The following is a 15782-nucleotide window of genomic DNA, read 5'->3' as shown; positions in this document are numbered from 1 at the left end:
CCGGCAGGACGCCGGGTTAGCCGTGTTGGGCCATGGATGGCCCGTCACGGCGGCCCACGGATTCAAGCCGGAGTGAGGGCACACCGAGCCTAAGCGAGGTGCCGAGTGGAGGGGCAAGAGCGTTTTGGTTACTTTTGCGCTCTATCAAAAGTGACCCGCTGTAAGAGCGGAACCCATACCCGCCATAACCAAAACAACGGATATGCCCCCGGTTCAGCGTCAAGCACAAGGACGCCATCGCAAGCACCCCAACTCAGCCCTTCAATTCCTTCAAATGCTTGTAAACCGTAGCCCGCCCCATGCCCAGCACATTGGCCACATAGTTCGAGGCGCTCTTGCCTTTGAACGCGCCTTCGGCATGCAACGCCAGCACCAGTTCACGCTTATGGTCGCGGGTCAGCAGGTTCAAGCTCAACTGACGCTCACGCAACCAGGCATGCAAAAAGGTATTGATCCGCTCCTGCCAATCATCGCGGAACAATGAATCCGGCTGCGGGATCAGCTTGCTCGGCGAGAGGAACAGGTCCAGCGCCGCCTTGGCGTTTTCAAACAGCGAGATATTCAGGTTGATGCACAACACGGCGAGCCGCCGGCCTTTATGGTCGTGCAGCACGCTGCTCAAGCTGCGAATTTTCTGACCGTCCCAGTTGAGCTTTTCATACGGGCCGATGTTCACTTCGCTGATGTCATCGCTGACCATGTCCTCCAGCGCCGAGTCATCGCCGATGGCCCGTTTCGACAGGTTGTTGGCGATGTAGTCGACCTTCTGCGTGCGCAGGTCATGCAGCACCACTTCCGCATGGGGGAAGAACAGCGTGGCGATCGCATCGGCGATTGCGCGGAAATTCTGCATGACCTTTTCTTGCTCGGCGGTGTTCATCAATGCGGCTCCAGGCGGACGGGGGAGAGCATACCAGCGTCCAGGCCGAACCGCGTGAGTGACTCCGGCAGCGGTGCGCCGCGCACCAGGGCGGCGCTGGCTTGCCCCATCGCCGGCGAGGTCTGGATGCCGTAACCGCCTTGCGCCGCAACCCAAAACAGCCCAGGCACCTTGGGATCGAAACCCGACAGCAAGTCACCGTCGTCGACAAAACTGCGCAGCCCCGCCCAGGTGCGCGTAGGACGGCGGATGCTCAGGGTGGTGGCCTCTTCGATCTGGTAGATGCCCATGGCAATGTCCAGTTCTTCCGGCTGCACATCCTGAGGCTCGACCGGGTCGGCGTTGGCAGGCGAGCCAAGGAACATGCCTGCGTCGGGCTTCATGTAGAAGGCTTCGTCGAGGGCTACCAGCATCGGCCACTGGTGCGTGTCCAGGCCCTCGGGCCCGGCGAAGATGAACGCCGAGCGGCGTTTGGGTTGCAGGCCGATTGAAGCCGCCCCGGCCAACCCGCCGATGTGATCGGCCCAGGCGCCGGCGGCGTTGATGATGATCGGCGTGGTGTAGGTTGCGTCCTGGGTGCGCACGTGCCACACGCCGTCGGCGTCACGGCTCAGCCCCAGCACGTGGCTGTCGGTGCGCACTTCGCTGTGGTTGCGGCGGATACCGCGCAAGTAGCCTTGGTGCAGGGCGTCGGTGTCGATGTCGCTGGCGGTGGGGTCGAAGATTGCGCCGTGGACTTTTTCACGGCGCAGGATCGGCAGCCGCGCGCACGCCTCGTCGGCCGTCAGCCGCTGCACCTGCGACACCGTGGCTTTGGCGCTCTGGTACTGGCTTTCCAGCTCTGCCGGGTCGCCGCTGAAATCCACGGTCATCTCGCCACGTGGCGTCAGCAACGGGTGCTCGCAGAAACCCGCGGGAGGGTTATCGAAAAACTCACGGCTGGCCAAGGTCAGCGCGCGCACCTGCGGCGTGCCATAGGCGGCGGTGTAGAGCGCCGCCGAGCGCCCGGTGGAGTGATAGGCCGGGTGGTTTTCGCGCTCCAGCACCAGCACCTTGCCGTGTTGCGACAGCCAGAAACCGGTGGACGCGCCCGCAATGCCGCCGCCAATGATGATGAAGTCTGCATGGCTCATGTACGTCTCCTGAAAGAGGGTTAGCGCTGGGTCTGGTAAAGGGCGTTGGCCAAGGCCACGTCTTCCAGGCCCAGGCCGATCGAGCGGAAGAACACATGGCGCTCGTAGCTCGGGCGCTGGACCATGTCGCTGAGCAATTCGGGCAAGTCGCCGATCACCGCGCGTTTGTCCCAACCGTGCTGTTCGCTGGCGATCAGCATTTCGCCGGCCGCGCCTGGGGTGGTCTGGCGATAGTCGCAGAATACCTGCATGCCGTTGAGGCTGTGCGGCGGCACTTCATGGGCACGTGGGGCGTTGGTGCTGATCGAGGTGATCAGCGCCGGTTTGCTCAGGCGCGACGGGTCGATCACCGGGCTGGCCGATGAAGTGCACAGCAGGATCACATCCGCGTCTTCCAGGGCGTCATCGCAGGTCGCGGCGAGGGTCAATCGTGGGTCCAGGCCCTTTAAGTGTGCACGGGTGTCGGCGCTGGCGCTGCCCAGGTTCGGCGAGTACAGGCGGATGCTCTGCCAGTCGCGCAGGTTTTGTACGTAGCGCAAATGCGCCTGCGCGACCTTGCCGCTGCCGACAATCACCAGACGCCGCGCGGCTGCAGGTGCCAGTGCATCCACCGCCAGCGCCGTGGTAGCGGCGGTGCGCTCGGTGGTCAGTTCGGCGGCATCGCAAAGCAGCAGTGGCTGGCCGGTGCGCATCGACATCAACAGCGTCCAGGCGGTGACCAAGGGCCCTTGCTCGCGCACGATATACGGCGAGGTCTTGACCCCGTACACCTCATCCTCAGCCAGCACGCCCAGGTAATTGATGAAGTCGCCGGCGCCATTCGGGAATTCCACAAGCTGTTGCGCGGGCTGTACGGCAAGCCCGGCGGCCATGTCGCGGAACAGTTTGTGCAGGATGTGGGGCACATCGACGTGCGCGAGAAGTTCACGGGCCTGGGCCTGGTTAATTACTAACGGTGTGTTGGACATGGTTCTCTCCGACATAAACTAATTTGTCCATTATGGACATTTAGTTCTATTGGGCAATATCCAGGCGAGAAAAAGGCTGCGTGTGGTCCGCTGTATAAACAAGACGTCATCCAGTACCTTTTTTAAGGTCGTGCGAAAAAGATTGAAAAGTCACACTAAATGTTATTTAAATACCAAAATAATAGCGGCACGACCTGCCTGGTCGTGCTCGCAACAAGACGGGGTGGCACTGCGCATGACGATTGAACAACGTTTGATGGAACAGGCAAGGCAGGCGGCTGGTCGTGCCTATGCGCCGTACTCGCATTTTCCCGTCGGGGCGGCCTTGCTGACCACCGACGGCGAGGTGGTCCTGGGCTGCAATGTGGAGAACATCTCCTATGGCTTGACCAATTGTGCCGAGCGCAGCGCCTTGTTCAGCGCCATCAGCCAGGGCCATGCGCCGGGAAGTTTCAAGGCCATCGCGGTCTACGCGCCAAACGTTTCGCTGATAAGCCCTTGCGGTGCCTGCCGCCAGGTGATGCTGGAGTTGATGGCCAAGGATGCAGTGGTGATCTGCCAGGGCAACGACCCGGCTGCCACGCGTACCTGGACCCTGGAGCAATTGCTGCCGGGCGCCTTCGACGCTTTCTAATCCTGGGCAGGCCTGCGGGTCTGCATCCGCTTCGTCTAATGTTGAGACGCCTGCATGATCAGTCTTGTCGGAATAGCGACGCTTATTGTCATTGCCATTGCTTTATCCCACCAACGCCGCTCGATCAATTGGCGCACGGTCTCGGTGGCCTTTTTGCTGCAGGTCTTGATTGGCGCCTTCGCGCTGTATGTGCCTTGGGGCCAGACCGTGCTGGCCTCGCTCTCCGGCGCGGTGGGGTCGCTGCAGCTCTACGCCAACAAAGGCATCGAGTTTCTGTTTGGTGGCCTGAGTTCCCCGCATATGTTCGAGGTGTTCGGCAACGGTGGGTTTGTGTTTGCCATCCGGGTGTTGCCGATGATCGTGTTCTTCGGCAGCTTCATCTCGGTGCTCTATTACATCGGCGTGATGGGCTGGATTATCCGGCTGGTGGGCGGCGCCCTGCGCCTGTTGCTGGGCACCAGTCGCATCGAGTCGATGGTGGTGACGTCGGCCATTTTCATCGGTCAGTCGGAAGTGCCGCTGGTGGTGCGGCCGTTCATTGCCAAGCTGACACGCTCCGAGTTGTTCGCGGTGATGGTCGGTGGTTTCGCCGCCGTGGCCGGTTCCGTACTGCTGGGTTATGCAGGCTTGGGCGTGGAGCTCAAGTACCTGATCGCCGCGTGTTTCATGTCGGCGCCCGGGGCCTTGCTGATGGCCAAACTGATGGAGCCGGAAACCGAAATCGCCAGCACCGAACAGGTGATCTCGCAGTTGGACCAGAGTGAGAACCGCCCCACGAATATCATCGACGCCGCCGCCGAAGGCGCCCAGGTCGGCTTGCGCCTGGCCTTGGCCGTGGGCGCCATGCTGCTGGCTTTTATTGCCTTGATCGCGTTGTTCAACGGGCTGCTGGGGTGGGCCGGCAACTGGTTCGGCTACCCGCAGTTGACCCTGCAACTGGTCCTTGGGTATGTGCTGGCGCCCCTCGCGTTTCTGCTGGGCGTGCCGTGGCACGAGGCCGTGATGGCCGGCGGCTTCATCGGTGAAAAACTGGTGCTCAACGAGTTCGTCGCCTATGCCGACCTGTCCAATTACCTCACCCCGGCCAAGGCGGCCGAGGCCGGGGTGCCGTTGCTGTCGGTGCACACTCAGGTGATCGTCACCTTTGCGCTGTGCGGCTTTGCCAATTTGTCTTCGATCGCAATTCAACTGGGCGGCCTGTCGGGGATTGCTCCGCAACGGCGTCAGGAGCTCGCGCGGCTGGGCCTGCGGGCGATGATCGGCGGCACGCTTTCGAACCTGATGAGTGCGGCCATCGTCGGCTTTTTCATTGCGCTGTAAGGAGTGCGGTATGTGGTTGCCACAAGAAGTGATTCGCCGTAAACGCGACGGGCACGCCCTGTCGGCCCCCGATATTCAACGGTTTGTCGCGGGGATTGCCGACGCCAGCCTCAGCGACGGGCAAATAGCGGCGTTCGCCATGGCGGTCTTCATCAAGGGCATGGACGTGACTGAACGCCTGGTCTTGACCGAGGCCATGCGCGATTCCGGCCAGGTGCTGAGTTGGGACTTGCCGGGGCCGGTGGTGGACAAGCATTCCACCGGCGGCGTCGGCGACCTGATCAGCCTGCTGCTTGCGCCTTTGCTGGCAGCCTGCGGCTGCTACGTGCCGATGATTTCCGGGCGTGGGCTGGGGCATACCGGCGGCACCCTGGACAAGCTCGACAGCATTCCCGGCTACGACTGCCAGCCCAGCCCGCAGCGGCTGCGCGAAGTGGTGGCTGAAGTCGGTTGCGCGATCATCGGCCAGACGGCCAACCTCGCGCCGGCAGACAAGCGCTTGTATGTGATCCGCGATGTGACCGGCTCGGTGGAGTCGATCGATCTGATCACTGCGTCGATCCTCGGCAAGAAACTCGCCGCCGGCCTCGATGTACTGATCATGGACGTGAAGACCGGCAATGGGGCCTTCATGGCCGAGGCTGAACAGGCGCGGGCGCTGGCGGCGAGTATCGTTGCGGTGGCCAACGGTGCCGGGGTCAATACCCGCGCGCTGATCACCGACATGAACCAGCCGCTGGCGCGCAGTGCCGGCAACGCCCTGGAGGTGGCCGAGGCAGTGGCCTTGCTCAAGGGTGACGTGCGCAGCGAGCGCTTGTGGGCGGTGACCTTGGCACTGGCCACTGAGGTGTTGACCATGGCCGGCCTGGCCCGCGATGACGCGCAAGCCCGCGATCAACTGCATCAGGCCTGGCAGAGCGGGGCAGCCCTGCAGCGCTTCGGGCAGATGGTCAGTGCCTTGGGCGGCCCGCAGGACTTCACTCAAAACCCCGAGGCCTATTTACCCCAAGCGGGCGTGTCGATGCCGGTGTGGTCCGTGGAAGCCGGCAGCGTCACCGAGATCGACACCCGGGCAGTGGGCCTGGCGGTGGTGGCACTCGGCGGCGGTCGCAGCCACCCCGACGACGTACTGGACCTGTCCGTGGGCTTCAGCGAGCTCGCGCTGGTGGGTGAACAGGTGAGCGCGCAACGGCCCTTGGGCTGGGTTCACGCACGCAATAAAGCCCAGGCCGAGCAGGGCGCATCAGCCTTGCGCGCCGCCTATCGGCTCGGCGGCGAACGCCTGGCCGCACGCAGCTTGATCCAGGACATCCTATGAGCAAAGCCATCGTTTTGGTGCTCGATTCCCTGGGGATCGGTGCCAGCGCCGACGCCGCCCTGTTTGGCGATAGCGGTGCCGATACCTTGCGCCATATCGCCCAGGCCTGCGCCCGGGGCGAGGCCGATGGGCCGTTGCGCAAAGGGCCATTGTGCTTGCCGAACCTGGGTCGCCTGGGGTTGGGGGCGGCGGCGGCGGCCAGCGGCGATGGGCCGTTGCCGGGCGTTTGGGGCGATGCCGCGCCCATCGGCGCCTACGGGCATGCCCGCGAGCAATCGTCAGGCAAGGACACGCCGTCCGGGCATTGGGAAATGATGGGTGTGCCGGTGTTGTTTGATTGGGGCTATTTCGAGCAACCGGTCGAGTCGTTCCCGCCGCAGTTGCTGGCCGACCTGATCGAACAGGCCGGGTTGCCGGGCATCCTCGGCAATTGCCATGCCTCGGGCACCACTGTGCTGGACACGTTGGGTGAAGCGCATATCCGCAGCGGGCAGCCGATTTGCTACACCTCCGCCGACAGCGTGTTGCAGATTGCAGCCCATGAAAGCCATTTTGGCTTGGACGCGCTCTACCGTGTGTGTGAAATCGCGCGCACATTGTGCGATGAATACACGGTTGGACGGGTGATTGCCCGACCGTTCACCGGGGAGCACGCGGGGGCGTTTCGGCGCACCGGCAACCGCCGCGACTACACCGTGCCACCACCCTCGGCGACGCTGCTGGATCGCCTGTGCGAGGCGGGCGGCACGGTGCATGCGGTGGGCAAGATCGGCGATATTTTCGCCCATCGGGGCATCAGCCGTTTGTTCAAGGCGGACGGGAACGATGCCCTGTTCGATGCCACGCTCCAAGCCTGCGAGGCGGCACCAGACCACAGCCTGGTGTTCGCCAATTTCGTCGACTTCGACATGCTCTACGGGCATCGCCGGGACCTGGCCGGGTACGCCGCCGCGCTGGAGGCCTTCGACCGTCGGCTGCCGGAATTGCTGGCACGAATGGACCCGCAGACAATGCTGATCATCAGCGCCGATCACGGTTGCGATCCTTCTCGGCCCGGCAGCGACCACACCCGCGAGCACGTCCCCGTGCTGGCCTATGGCGCAGGGTTGGCCGCCGGATGGCTGGGCGAGCGAGGCAGCTTTGCCGATATCGGCCAGACCCTGGCGGAGCATTTGGGGTTGGCGCCCTTGGCGTGGGGGCGCTCGTTTCTATCGGGCGAGGTCAGGCGCTAGGAGCTTCCCAGGGGTTGGCCCCGTTTACGCTAGCTGGGTAAACAGCGGGCGAAAAAAGGCTGCCGGTCAGGCAGCCTTTCGAACCCACTCTTTTTTCAACGCATATGCAGGATGATCGGGCTGCTGCTGGCCGGGTCGGTATGCCCGCGCAGTTTGTTCACCGCCGCAGCGTCAACCGCGCCACCGCTGTTGCCCCACGTGCTGCGCACATAGGTCAGCACCTGGGCAATTTCCTGGTCGGACAACTGCTCGCGGAACGCCGGCATGCGGTAGGCGTCCGGTACGCCCGCAGCCACCACCCGTTGTGAGCCGTTGAGGGTGATGTTGATTGCCGAGGCGTTTTCCTTCGCCAATGCCGAAGTGGCGCCGGCCAGCGGCGGCATTGACTCGGGCTGGCCCTTGCCATCAAGGCCGTGGCAGGAGGCGCAGCGGGTCGCGTAGGTGTGGGCGCCGGGCACGTCCGGGCGCACGTCGGCGGCCACGGCCTGGTATTGCCAGGCTGCGCCGTCACGTTGCGGGTCGCCGGGCAGCGACTTGAGGTAGCGGGCGATGGCGGCCAGGTCGTCGTCGGCCAGGAACTGTGTGGAGTTGTTGAACGCTTCGGTCATCGAACCGTAGACCACCGCATGTTTGTTGCGCCCCACTTTGAGGAACTGCACGATTTCAGGCTCGCTCCAGCGCCCCAGGCCGGTGTTGGGGTCCTGGCGCAGGCTGGGTGCGTACCAGCCGTCGAGCAGCGCGCCGGTGAGGAACGGCTTGCCGGACTCGTCCAGCGCCTTTTCGTTAAACGCCAAGCCGCGCGGCGTGTGGCAACTGCCGCAGTGGCCGGGGCCCTGAACGATATAGGCGCCGCGATTCCACAGTGCGTCCTGAGCGGTTTTGGCCGCGTAGGTCTCACTCGGCGCAAACACCCCGTTCCACAGGGCGATAGGCCAACGCATATTGAGCGGCCACGGGATGCTGCCGGGGACATTCGGCTGGTCGGCCGGTTGCACGCCTTTCATGAAGAAGGCGTACATGGCGCGCACGTCATCGTCGCTGAGCTTCACGTAAGACGGGTAGGGCATGGCCGGGTACAGCCGCCGCCCACCCGGCGCGACGCCGTGACGCACGGCGCGGTCAAAGTCGGCCAGTGAGTAGCCGCCAATGCCGGATTTTTTGTCGGGCGTGATGTTGGTGGCGTGAATCGCGCCCAGCGGCGTGGCCATTTCCAGGCCCCCGGCGAACGGCGCCTTGCCCGGCAGGCTGTGGCAGGCCACGCAATCGCTCAGGCGCGCGACGTACTCGCCGCGGCTGACCAGGGCGGGATCAAAACTGGCGGCCTGGGCCTGTTCCAGTGGCGAAGCAGGTTCACGGGTCACATACCAGGCCAGCAGGCCTGCCGCGACCAGGCAGGGCAGCGCCAGCCAGCCTGCGGTTCTTGCGAATCGACGGTTGTTCATGGGCGTTCCTTGTCGGTCAGGCGAAGGTGTACCGGCTCAAAGGCAGGCTGCGGATGCGTTGCCCGGTCAGATGCGCTACCGCATTGGCCACGGCCGGCGCCACTGCGGGTAACGGTGGCTCACCGATACCGCCCATTTTTTCGCCACTCTCGACGATCCGTACGTGCACCTGCGCCATGCGCGAGGGCGGCAGGATCGGGTACAGGTCGTAGTTGCGCGCCCGTGGCTTGCCGTCCACGTACACCGCTTCCTCCACCAGCGTTTGCGAGAGCCCCAAGGCCACCGCGCCATTGACCTGCGCCTCGACGATCGCCGGGTTGACGATGCTGCCGGGGTCGATGGCCTCCCAGATGTGGTGCACCTTGACTTGGCCGTTTTCAATCGACACTTCAGCTATGACTGCCGCCTGCGAACCGAACGGCGAGGCCATGGCCACACCGCGTGCGCGCCGGCTGCCGTCTTCGGCGGTGTAGGGGCCACGCTTCCAGCCACCGGACAAGTCGCCCACTGCTTGCAACAAGGTGGTCAGGCGCTTGTTGTCGCGCAACAAGTGCAAGCGCAGTTCATACGGGTCCTGGCCGCCTTTGTCGGCCAGTTCGTCGAGAAACGCTTCGTAGAAGAAGTCGTTGAGCGAATTGCCCACCGACCGCCAGTAACCGAGCATGGCCGGGCCTTTGACGTAAATCTGCGCGATGCGTTTGTTGGGGATGGCGTAGGCCTTGCCCGACAACCCTTCGAGGGCCGTGGGGTCGAGTTTTTCGCCCTGTTTGCCAGCGATGGCTTCACTCGGGCCTTCGGTGGCACTGATTGCTTCAATGGCCACCGGCAGGCCTTTGTCGTCCAGCGCCGCGCGAAACTTGACCACCGCAACCGGGCGCAGCACATCGCGCAGGAACTCTTCCTCGCGGCTCCAGATCAGCTTGATCGGGCGGCCCACGGCCTTGGCCAGCGCAATCGCCTGCGGATAGGGGTTGGCCGAGTCATACAGGAAGTGCCGGCCAAAAAAGCCGCCCAGCAATGGCGAGTGCAGGGTGATTTGTTCAATGGAAAGCCCGGTGCGCTTGGCCATGTCGGCGCGGAACATGTCTGGCGCCTGGTTCGGCAGCCACACCTCCAGCGAGCCGTCGGGGTTGAAGCGGGCCAGGGCAGACGGCGGCTCCAATTGCGCGTGGTTGAGGTACTGATTGTGGTAAGTGGCTTCGACCTTGGTCTTGGCGTTGGTCAGCGCGGCGGCCACGTCGCCTTCATTTTCATCGTCACGCGCGGGGCCTTGCTGGGCGGCGAGAAAGTCGCGGTACTTGTCGCTGGAAAAATCCGCCGGCATTGCCCGCACGGTTGAGTCGGCAGCGGCTTCCTGCCATTCAACCTGAATCGCTTCCACCGCGCGCTTGGCGTGCCACCAGCGTTCGGCGACTACCGCCACGGCGCCGGGCAGGGTGTGAACCGAGTGCACGCCTTTCATGGCCTCGACCTGAGGCTGGTTGCGCAGGCTGGCCACGGTCATGCCCAGGCGTGGCGCATGCTGGACCGCGGCGTGGAGCATGCCGTCGACTTTCAGGTCGATGCTGTATTGGGCTTTGCCGGTGGATTTGTCGTAGGCGTCCAGGCGCTTGACCGGCTTGCCGATCCAGCGGAACTGGCTCGGGTCGCGCAGGGTAATGGTGGCGGGGTCGGGTACCGGCATGTCGAGGGCGCGACCGGCCAGCTCACCGTAGCCCAGCGAGCGGCCGGACGCGGCGTGCACCACGCGGCCGGGTTGGGTGGTCAGTTGAGCCACCGGCACACCGAGTTGCTCGGCGCCGGCCTGCAGCAACATGGCCCGCGCCAAGGCGCCCAGGCGGCGCATGGTCGGGTAACTCATGCGGATCGACATGCTGCCGCCGGTGATGCGCAGACCGTTGTCCATCACCACATACGCTTCGCCGGGTGGCGCGGCCTCGACCACGAAGGTGGAGGGATCGGCGTCCAGCTCCTCACCGACAATCTGCGCCATGGCGGTGTGGGTGCCCTGGCCGCCTTCCATGAAGGGGCTCAGCAGACGAATGCTGCCGTCCGGGCGAATTTCCAGAAACGCCGGCACCTGGGTTCCGCGTTCTGCGGCGCCGGCCGTGGCGGCGTAAGCCCTGGGCGAACCCAGCGGCAAGCCGAAGCCGATGACCAGGGCGCCCACCGCCGTGCTGGCCAGAAAGCGCCGGCGCGAGAGGTTGACCGGGTCGCCGGAGGCCACATCGAGGATTTCGTTGGGCATGTTCATCACACGCTCCCCTTCGCCAGGTCATGCACGGCGGTCCGGATAGCGTTGTAAGTGCCACAGCGGCACAGGTTGATCATCGCCGCTTCGATCTGCGCATCATTCGGCGCGGGGGTGTGCTTGAGCAGCGCAGTGGCCGCCATCACTTGCCCGGACTGGCAATAACCGCATTGCGCCACTTGGTGCTCGACCCAGGCCGCGACCACGCGCTTGCCGACGTCATCGGCTTCGATGGCTTCGATGGTCGTGATTTCACGCCCGACCACGCCCGCCACCGGCGTGACGCAAGAGCGCACCACGTTACCGTCCACCAGCACCGAGCAGGAGCCGCACTGGGCCAGGCCGCAGCCGTACTTCGTGCCGGTCATGCCCAAGTCGTCGCGGATGACCCACAGCAAAGGGGTGTCGGCGTCGGCATCGACCTGATAGGTCTTTTGGTTGATTCGTAATTCCATGGCTCACCTGCTGATCATCGGTTGGTGCAGCGTGTTTCTATTTTTATAAAGGCGTGAAACCCGGCATTTGAAGCCAGTGGTGGGCCTGGGTCATTGCAACTGGCGCACATCGTTAAACTCTAGACCACCATGAGCAGGCTATCTATGCATTTGCCGACAGGTCGGAGGAATAGGCAAGTATTCGACAGGATTGCACCTATACGTGATGTGCGCGTCGGCCTGTAGGCGTTGGCCGATCTGCACCGGCTGTCGCACTTTTTTTCATTCTTTGGCTCTATCTGTGTCACGACCACGCGCATTCAGCGCGTGGGCAACGAACCAGACCGGGTGCCGATGGCTCGAACTTCAAGTGTGTTTCTCATGCGATTGCCGCTGCTGCTGGCGGCTGTGCTGGCGCTCTGCGCGAGCGGTTGCAGCCAGCAACAGGGGCGTGATATTGCCCGGCAATTCAGCAACGGCAAGCCTGATGAGTTCTTCCAGACCAGCGTCGACCGCATGGCCACCCTGGGCATGCGCGACAACCTGCAAAGCCTTTATCTGCTGATGAGCAAGCTGTACCTGCGCAACCCCAACCAATGGCGCCAATCGGGGTATCCGGATGCTGTCACCGCTGCACGGGAAATCCGCCGGGCTATCGAGAATCGCCAGCCGCTGCCGGCGCTGGGGGAACGGCGCGATCTTGTGGCCTTGAGCTATTCGCTGAGCCCGGAGTTTCGCGGCGACCGGGTCGGTGCGTTTATCTATGCGATCGGCAGCATGCTGGTAACGGCTCACGGCGGACGCACGCAGTTTTACGTGACCGACTCGATCAACCCGCAATTTGTCAGCAACGCTGCGCGCAATATCGAAAAAGCCACTTGGCTGCTGGGCCAGCGCCAGGACGCCAATGGCGTGTTGCTGCTGTTTTCCAATGAGATTTCGGAGGAGGGCAGCAACCTCAGTTTTGCCGTTGAGTTCGGCAAGATCGTTGCGCGCCTCGACCTGCTCAGCCAGATGCTCGATGAACGCTACCGGCGCATCGGCCTCAACTACGCGCAAAGCTTGCTGCTGATGAACTTCTTACCGGTGCAGTGAGGCGTGCACCGCTCGGCAGGTGAGGTTTATCTGAGTCATATGTAGGAAACGGCCTATCTTGTGTCCCGTCTGTTGAAACACCCCCGAGTCGGCAATAGCCTCGGACTTTTCTTAATGATGAGTGCGTGCCTTGGGTAAGCAAAAAACGGTTTGGCCCACAGAATGTGAGGTCCGCCTGCGATTTATCCTGTTTGCCGTGATTGACGTGGCAAGCGCCCGTGGTGCTCCCGCCGAGTTGTTATTGCCCGCACACAAACTGCTGCGTGATGCGCCCACCGAGCCACGGTTGCGCGTGGCTTTGGGCAATATTCTGGCGTGCGACGAAATGTATGGCTTCAGGTTCCCGCTGGGTTCGGAGGCGGATGAGTTCATGCAGGCGCTTGAACTCAAGGGTTTTCCAGCGGGTTAGCTCGTGTACTGCCATGAGAGGGCCTGAATGCCTGGATCGCATTCGCGCCGCTAGTCAGGAGTGACCTGGCGGGTGTGCCCGCCTTCCCATCACTGTTCGTGTGATGGGCCCGCCCCGTCACGCCCCTGAATTCCAAGGATTTATCCATGCTGTTGCGCCAACCTCCGCTCGTTTTTGCCGCCCTGACTCTCAGCTCTGTGGTACACGCCGAAGCACTGCAATTGGCCCCGGTTGAAGTCACCAGCAGCGAAGCCAGCGCGGCAGACGTGGCTCAGGCGCAGCTCAAGCGCGTGCCCGGCGGCACCAACTTTATCGACATGAACAGCGTGCAACAGGGGCGGGTCAGCACCAACGAAGACGTGTTCAAGTACCAGGCCGGGGTGTACGCCAAGGCGGCGAACAACGAAGGGGTGAAGCTGTCGATTCGCGGTTCGGGCCTGAACCGCAGCCCGGGTTCCCATGCGTCCGGGCTCTATGAAATGTTCGACGGTTTGCCGCTCACCGGCCCGGGCGGCACGCCTTACGAGCTCAAAGACCCACTGTGGCAAAGCCGCGTCGAAGTGCTGCGCGGCGCCAACGGCTTTGACCAGGGCGCGCTGGCCTTGGGCGGCTCGGTTAACTATGTCACCCACACCGGCTACGACGCGCCCCCGTTGCAGGTGCGTTATGAGGCGGGCAGCCGCGGCTATGCCCAGCGCGAGATCAGCTCCGGCCAGGTGCTGGGGGATGCCGACTACTACATCAGCCTCACCGATTCGGACTCCGACGGTTACCAGCACCAGAGCGCCGGCACGGGCAAGGGCGTCGCCGCCAACTTCGGCTACCGCTTCAACCCGGACCTGGAGACGCGCTTCTACTTCCGCTACCGCGAAACCACCAACGACACCCCCGGCAAACTCACCCGTTACCAGATCAGCCACGACCCACGCGCGGCCAACAGCCTGAATGCCCTGCGCGATTCCAAACGCCTGCAGCCCGGTTCGACCTGGATCGCCAACAAGACCACCTTGCAGCTGGATGACAATTCCCGTGTCGAAGCCGGGCTGACCTATCACGACTACCCGATGGACCTGCGCGAAGGCACCAATCGCTTGAAAGTCGCCTACACCGACATCAGCGGCACCTTGAACTACATCCGTCAGGACTGGTTGTTCGGTCACGACAGTAAAACCACGCTTGGCTTGCGTACGACACAGGCGATGCCGAACAACGGTGCGTCTGAATATGTACGCACGCCTGCGGGCAATACCGCTACCTATGCACCCGGCACGAAGACCCGTGACTACAGCTATTTGGGCGCCGACACCGTGCTGCATGTCGGCAACGACCTGGAGCTGGTCCCGGACCTGTGGTTGACCACGGGCCTGGCCGCGATTTATACCCGCCGTGAGACCGAAGTCACCTACCCAGAAACTCATTCGCCTACGAGCCAGCATGATTGGGACTACGCGCCGCGCGTCGGCCTGCGGTATGACTTCACCCCGCAATTGCAGGTGTACGGCAACCTCAGTCGCTCGGTCGAGCCACCGCATGCGTGGTCGATGATTTGGGGTTCCAACACCTATTTTGCGAGCGGTCCTGCGAAAGGGTTGGCCCGTGAAGGTGTGAACCTGCGCAATCAAACCGCGACCACCTTGGAAATCGGCGGCCGTGGCGAGGATGTGATCGGCCAGTGGGACGTGGCGCTGTACCGCTCCGAAGTGCGCCATGAATTGCTCACGGTCGAAACCCAGGCCCAGACCTTGACCAGTAACGCGGTTGTGGCCGAAGCCAATGCCAGCCCCACGGTGCATCAGGGGCTGGAGTTGAGTCTGCTCAGCCCGCTGTGGGATGGCGGCGGCAGTGGTCAGTTGGCGCTGCGCCAGGCTTACACGTACAGCGACTTTCATTACCGCGACGATGATCGGTTTGGCGATAACGCGTTGCCGGGGATTCCCAAGCACTATTACCAGGCGCAGTTGCGCTATAGCCATCCGACGGGGTTTTACACCAGTTTTAATACTGAGTATTCGTCACGGGTGGCGGTGGATTATGCCAATTCCTATTACGCTGCGGGCTATACCACGGTGGGGGCGACCTTTGGTTATGACGCGCCGAAACAGGATTGGCAGGCTTGGGTGGATGTGCGCAATCTTGCTAATCGCCGGTATGCCAATACGGTGACGCCGGGGTATGACGACAAGGGGCTGGACGTTGCTCGTTCGACGCCGGGGGATGGGCGGGGGGTTTATACCGGGGTGTCTTGGCGTTGGCGTTAGGCGGGTCGCTATTTTTTGGACGGGCGCGATGGTGATTTGTGGGGGCTGGCTTGCCTGCGGTGGCGGTCTGGGTGTGTGTATATCCATTATTGGGTTCATGGCCTCTATGGGTTCTGCCCTTACGGCGGCTCACTTTTGATAGAGCGCAAAAGTAAGCAAAACGCTCTTGCCCCTCCACTCGGTGCCTCGCCTAGGCTCGGCATGCCCGCACTCCGGCTTGAATCCGTGGGCAACCCGGCAGGACGCCGGGTTAGCCGTGTTGGGCCATGGATGGCCCGTCACGGCGGCCCACGGATTCAAGCCGGAGTGCGGGCATGCCGAGCCTAGGCGAGGCACCGAGTGGAGGGGCAAGAGCGTTTTGCTTACTTTTGCGCTCCACCAAAAGTGAGCCGCTGTAAGAGCGGAACC

The 15782-nt window shown here is 63.2% G+C and carries 13 protein-coding genes; 7 read left to right on the top strand and 6 right to left on the bottom strand.

The genetic code is table 11. The features are described 5' to 3' along the window. Positions 1-253 precede the first annotated feature (253 nt). From WBB95_RS13815 to WBB95_RS13805, 3 genes are read right to left on the bottom strand one after another with little or no spacing between them, the layout of a single operon-like run. Positions 254-880, bottom strand: a complete 627-nt coding sequence (locus WBB95_RS13815; RefSeq protein WP_424488082.1) for a helix-turn-helix transcriptional regulator — start codon at positions 878-880, stop codon at positions 254-256. Then, entirely contained in the window at positions 880-2013 is a 1134-nt protein-coding gene (locus tag WBB95_RS13810; RefSeq protein WP_424488081.1) for an NAD(P)/FAD-dependent oxidoreductase, read from the bottom strand. Before WBB95_RS13810 ends, WBB95_RS13815 begins: the two co-directional genes overlap by 1 nt. Before the next feature lie 20 nt (positions 2014-2033). Beyond that, positions 2034-2981, bottom strand: a complete 948-nt coding sequence (locus WBB95_RS13805) for an ornithine cyclodeaminase family protein (protein WP_424488080.1) — start codon at positions 2979-2981, stop codon at positions 2034-2036. Positions 2982-3216: 235 nt separating this feature from the next. On the opposite strand from WBB95_RS13805, the gene WBB95_RS13800 reads away from it, so the two are divergent. From WBB95_RS13800 to WBB95_RS13785, 4 genes are read left to right on the top strand one after another with little or no spacing between them, the layout of a single operon-like run. Next, positions 3217-3615: a cytidine deaminase gene (locus tag WBB95_RS13800; protein ID WP_424488079.1), complete on the top strand. Its 399-nt coding sequence runs from the start codon at positions 3217-3219 to the stop codon at positions 3613-3615. 54 nt (positions 3616-3669) lie between these two features. Continuing rightward, a complete protein-coding gene (locus WBB95_RS13795; RefSeq protein WP_424488078.1) occupies positions 3670-4935 on the top strand; it encodes a NupC/NupG family nucleoside CNT transporter in 1266 nt (421 codons plus the stop codon). Between the two features lie 10 nt (positions 4936-4945). After that, complete coding sequence (gene deoA / locus WBB95_RS13790) at positions 4946-6253, top strand: thymidine phosphorylase (RefSeq protein ID WP_424488077.1); 1308 nt, start codon at positions 4946-4948, stop codon at positions 6251-6253. Continuing rightward, a complete protein-coding gene (locus tag WBB95_RS13785; RefSeq protein ID WP_424488076.1) occupies positions 6250-7485 on the top strand; it encodes a phosphopentomutase in 1236 nt (411 codons plus the stop codon). The genes deoA and WBB95_RS13785 overlap by 4 nt, the downstream gene beginning before the upstream one ends. Positions 7486-7580: 95 nt before the next feature. Here the strand turns inward: WBB95_RS13785 and WBB95_RS13780 are convergent, their stop codons facing one another. From WBB95_RS13780 to WBB95_RS13770, 3 genes are read right to left on the bottom strand one after another with little or no spacing between them, the layout of a single operon-like run. Beyond that, on the bottom strand, positions 7581-8927 hold the full coding sequence (locus WBB95_RS13780; RefSeq protein ID WP_424488075.1) for a c-type cytochrome: 1347 nt from the start codon (positions 8925-8927) through the stop codon (positions 7581-7583). Positions 8928-8943: 16 nt separating this feature from the next. Beyond that, entirely contained in the window at positions 8944-11181 is a 2238-nt protein-coding gene (locus WBB95_RS13775) for a molybdopterin cofactor-binding domain-containing protein (protein ID WP_424488074.1), read from the bottom strand. Beyond that, a complete protein-coding gene (locus tag WBB95_RS13770) occupies positions 11181-11633 on the bottom strand; it encodes a (2Fe-2S)-binding protein (RefSeq protein ID WP_424488073.1) in 453 nt (150 codons plus the stop codon). Before WBB95_RS13770 ends, WBB95_RS13775 begins: the two co-directional genes overlap by 1 nt. A 360-nt stretch (positions 11634-11993) precedes the next feature. Here WBB95_RS13770 and WBB95_RS13765 point away from each other — a divergent pair, with 360 nt between their 5' ends. The 3 genes from WBB95_RS13765 (at position 11994) to WBB95_RS13755 (ending at position 15374) form a co-directional block, all read left to right on the top strand. After that, a complete protein-coding gene (locus WBB95_RS13765; RefSeq protein ID WP_424488072.1) occupies positions 11994-12707 on the top strand; it encodes a hypothetical protein in 714 nt (237 codons plus the stop codon). 130 nt (positions 12708-12837) lie between these two features. After that, complete coding sequence (locus WBB95_RS13760; protein WP_424488071.1) at positions 12838-13116, top strand: hypothetical protein; 279 nt, start codon at positions 12838-12840, stop codon at positions 13114-13116. Between the two features lie 146 nt (positions 13117-13262). Continuing rightward, positions 13263-15374: a TonB-dependent receptor family protein gene (locus tag WBB95_RS13755; RefSeq protein ID WP_424488070.1), complete on the top strand. Its 2112-nt coding sequence runs from the start codon at positions 13263-13265 to the stop codon at positions 15372-15374. Positions 15375-15782 lie beyond the last annotated feature (408 nt).

The organism is Pseudomonas sp. (assembly GCF_049645325.1).
Taxonomy (GTDB): domain Bacteria; phylum Pseudomonadota; class Gammaproteobacteria; order Pseudomonadales; family Pseudomonadaceae; genus Aquipseudomonas.
This window is presented reverse-complemented; position numbering and strand designations above follow the sequence as displayed.

Coding starts and splice junctions, on each gene's coding strand:
- WBB95_RS13815 (WP_424488082.1), bottom strand. CDS start 880: ATGAACACCGCCGAGCAAGAAAAGGTCATGCAGAATTTCCGCGCAATC.
- WBB95_RS13810 (WP_424488081.1), bottom strand. CDS start 2,013: ATGAGCCATGCAGACTTCATCATCATTGGCGGCGGCATTGCGGGCGCG.
- WBB95_RS13805 (WP_424488080.1), bottom strand. CDS start 2,981: ATGTCCAACACACCGTTAGTAATTAACCAGGCCCAGGCCCGTGAACTT.
- WBB95_RS13800 (WP_424488079.1), top strand. CDS start 3,217: ATGACGATTGAACAACGTTTGATGGAACAGGCAAGGCAGGCGGCTGGT.
- WBB95_RS13795 (WP_424488078.1), top strand. CDS start 3,670: ATGATCAGTCTTGTCGGAATAGCGACGCTTATTGTCATTGCCATTGCT.
- deoA (WP_424488077.1), top strand. CDS start 4,946: ATGTGGTTGCCACAAGAAGTGATTCGCCGTAAACGCGACGGGCACGCC.
- WBB95_RS13785 (WP_424488076.1), top strand. CDS start 6,250: ATGAGCAAAGCCATCGTTTTGGTGCTCGATTCCCTGGGGATCGGTGCC.
- WBB95_RS13780 (WP_424488075.1), bottom strand. CDS start 8,927: ATGAACAACCGTCGATTCGCAAGAACCGCAGGCTGGCTGGCGCTGCCC.
- WBB95_RS13775 (WP_424488074.1), bottom strand. CDS start 11,181: ATGAACATGCCCAACGAAATCCTCGATGTGGCCTCCGGCGACCCGGTC.
- WBB95_RS13770 (WP_424488073.1), bottom strand. CDS start 11,633: ATGGAATTACGAATCAACCAAAAGACCTATCAGGTCGATGCCGACGCC.
- WBB95_RS13765 (WP_424488072.1), top strand. CDS start 11,994: ATGCGATTGCCGCTGCTGCTGGCGGCTGTGCTGGCGCTCTGCGCGAGC.
- WBB95_RS13755 (WP_424488070.1), top strand. CDS start 13,263: ATGCTGTTGCGCCAACCTCCGCTCGTTTTTGCCGCCCTGACTCTCAGC.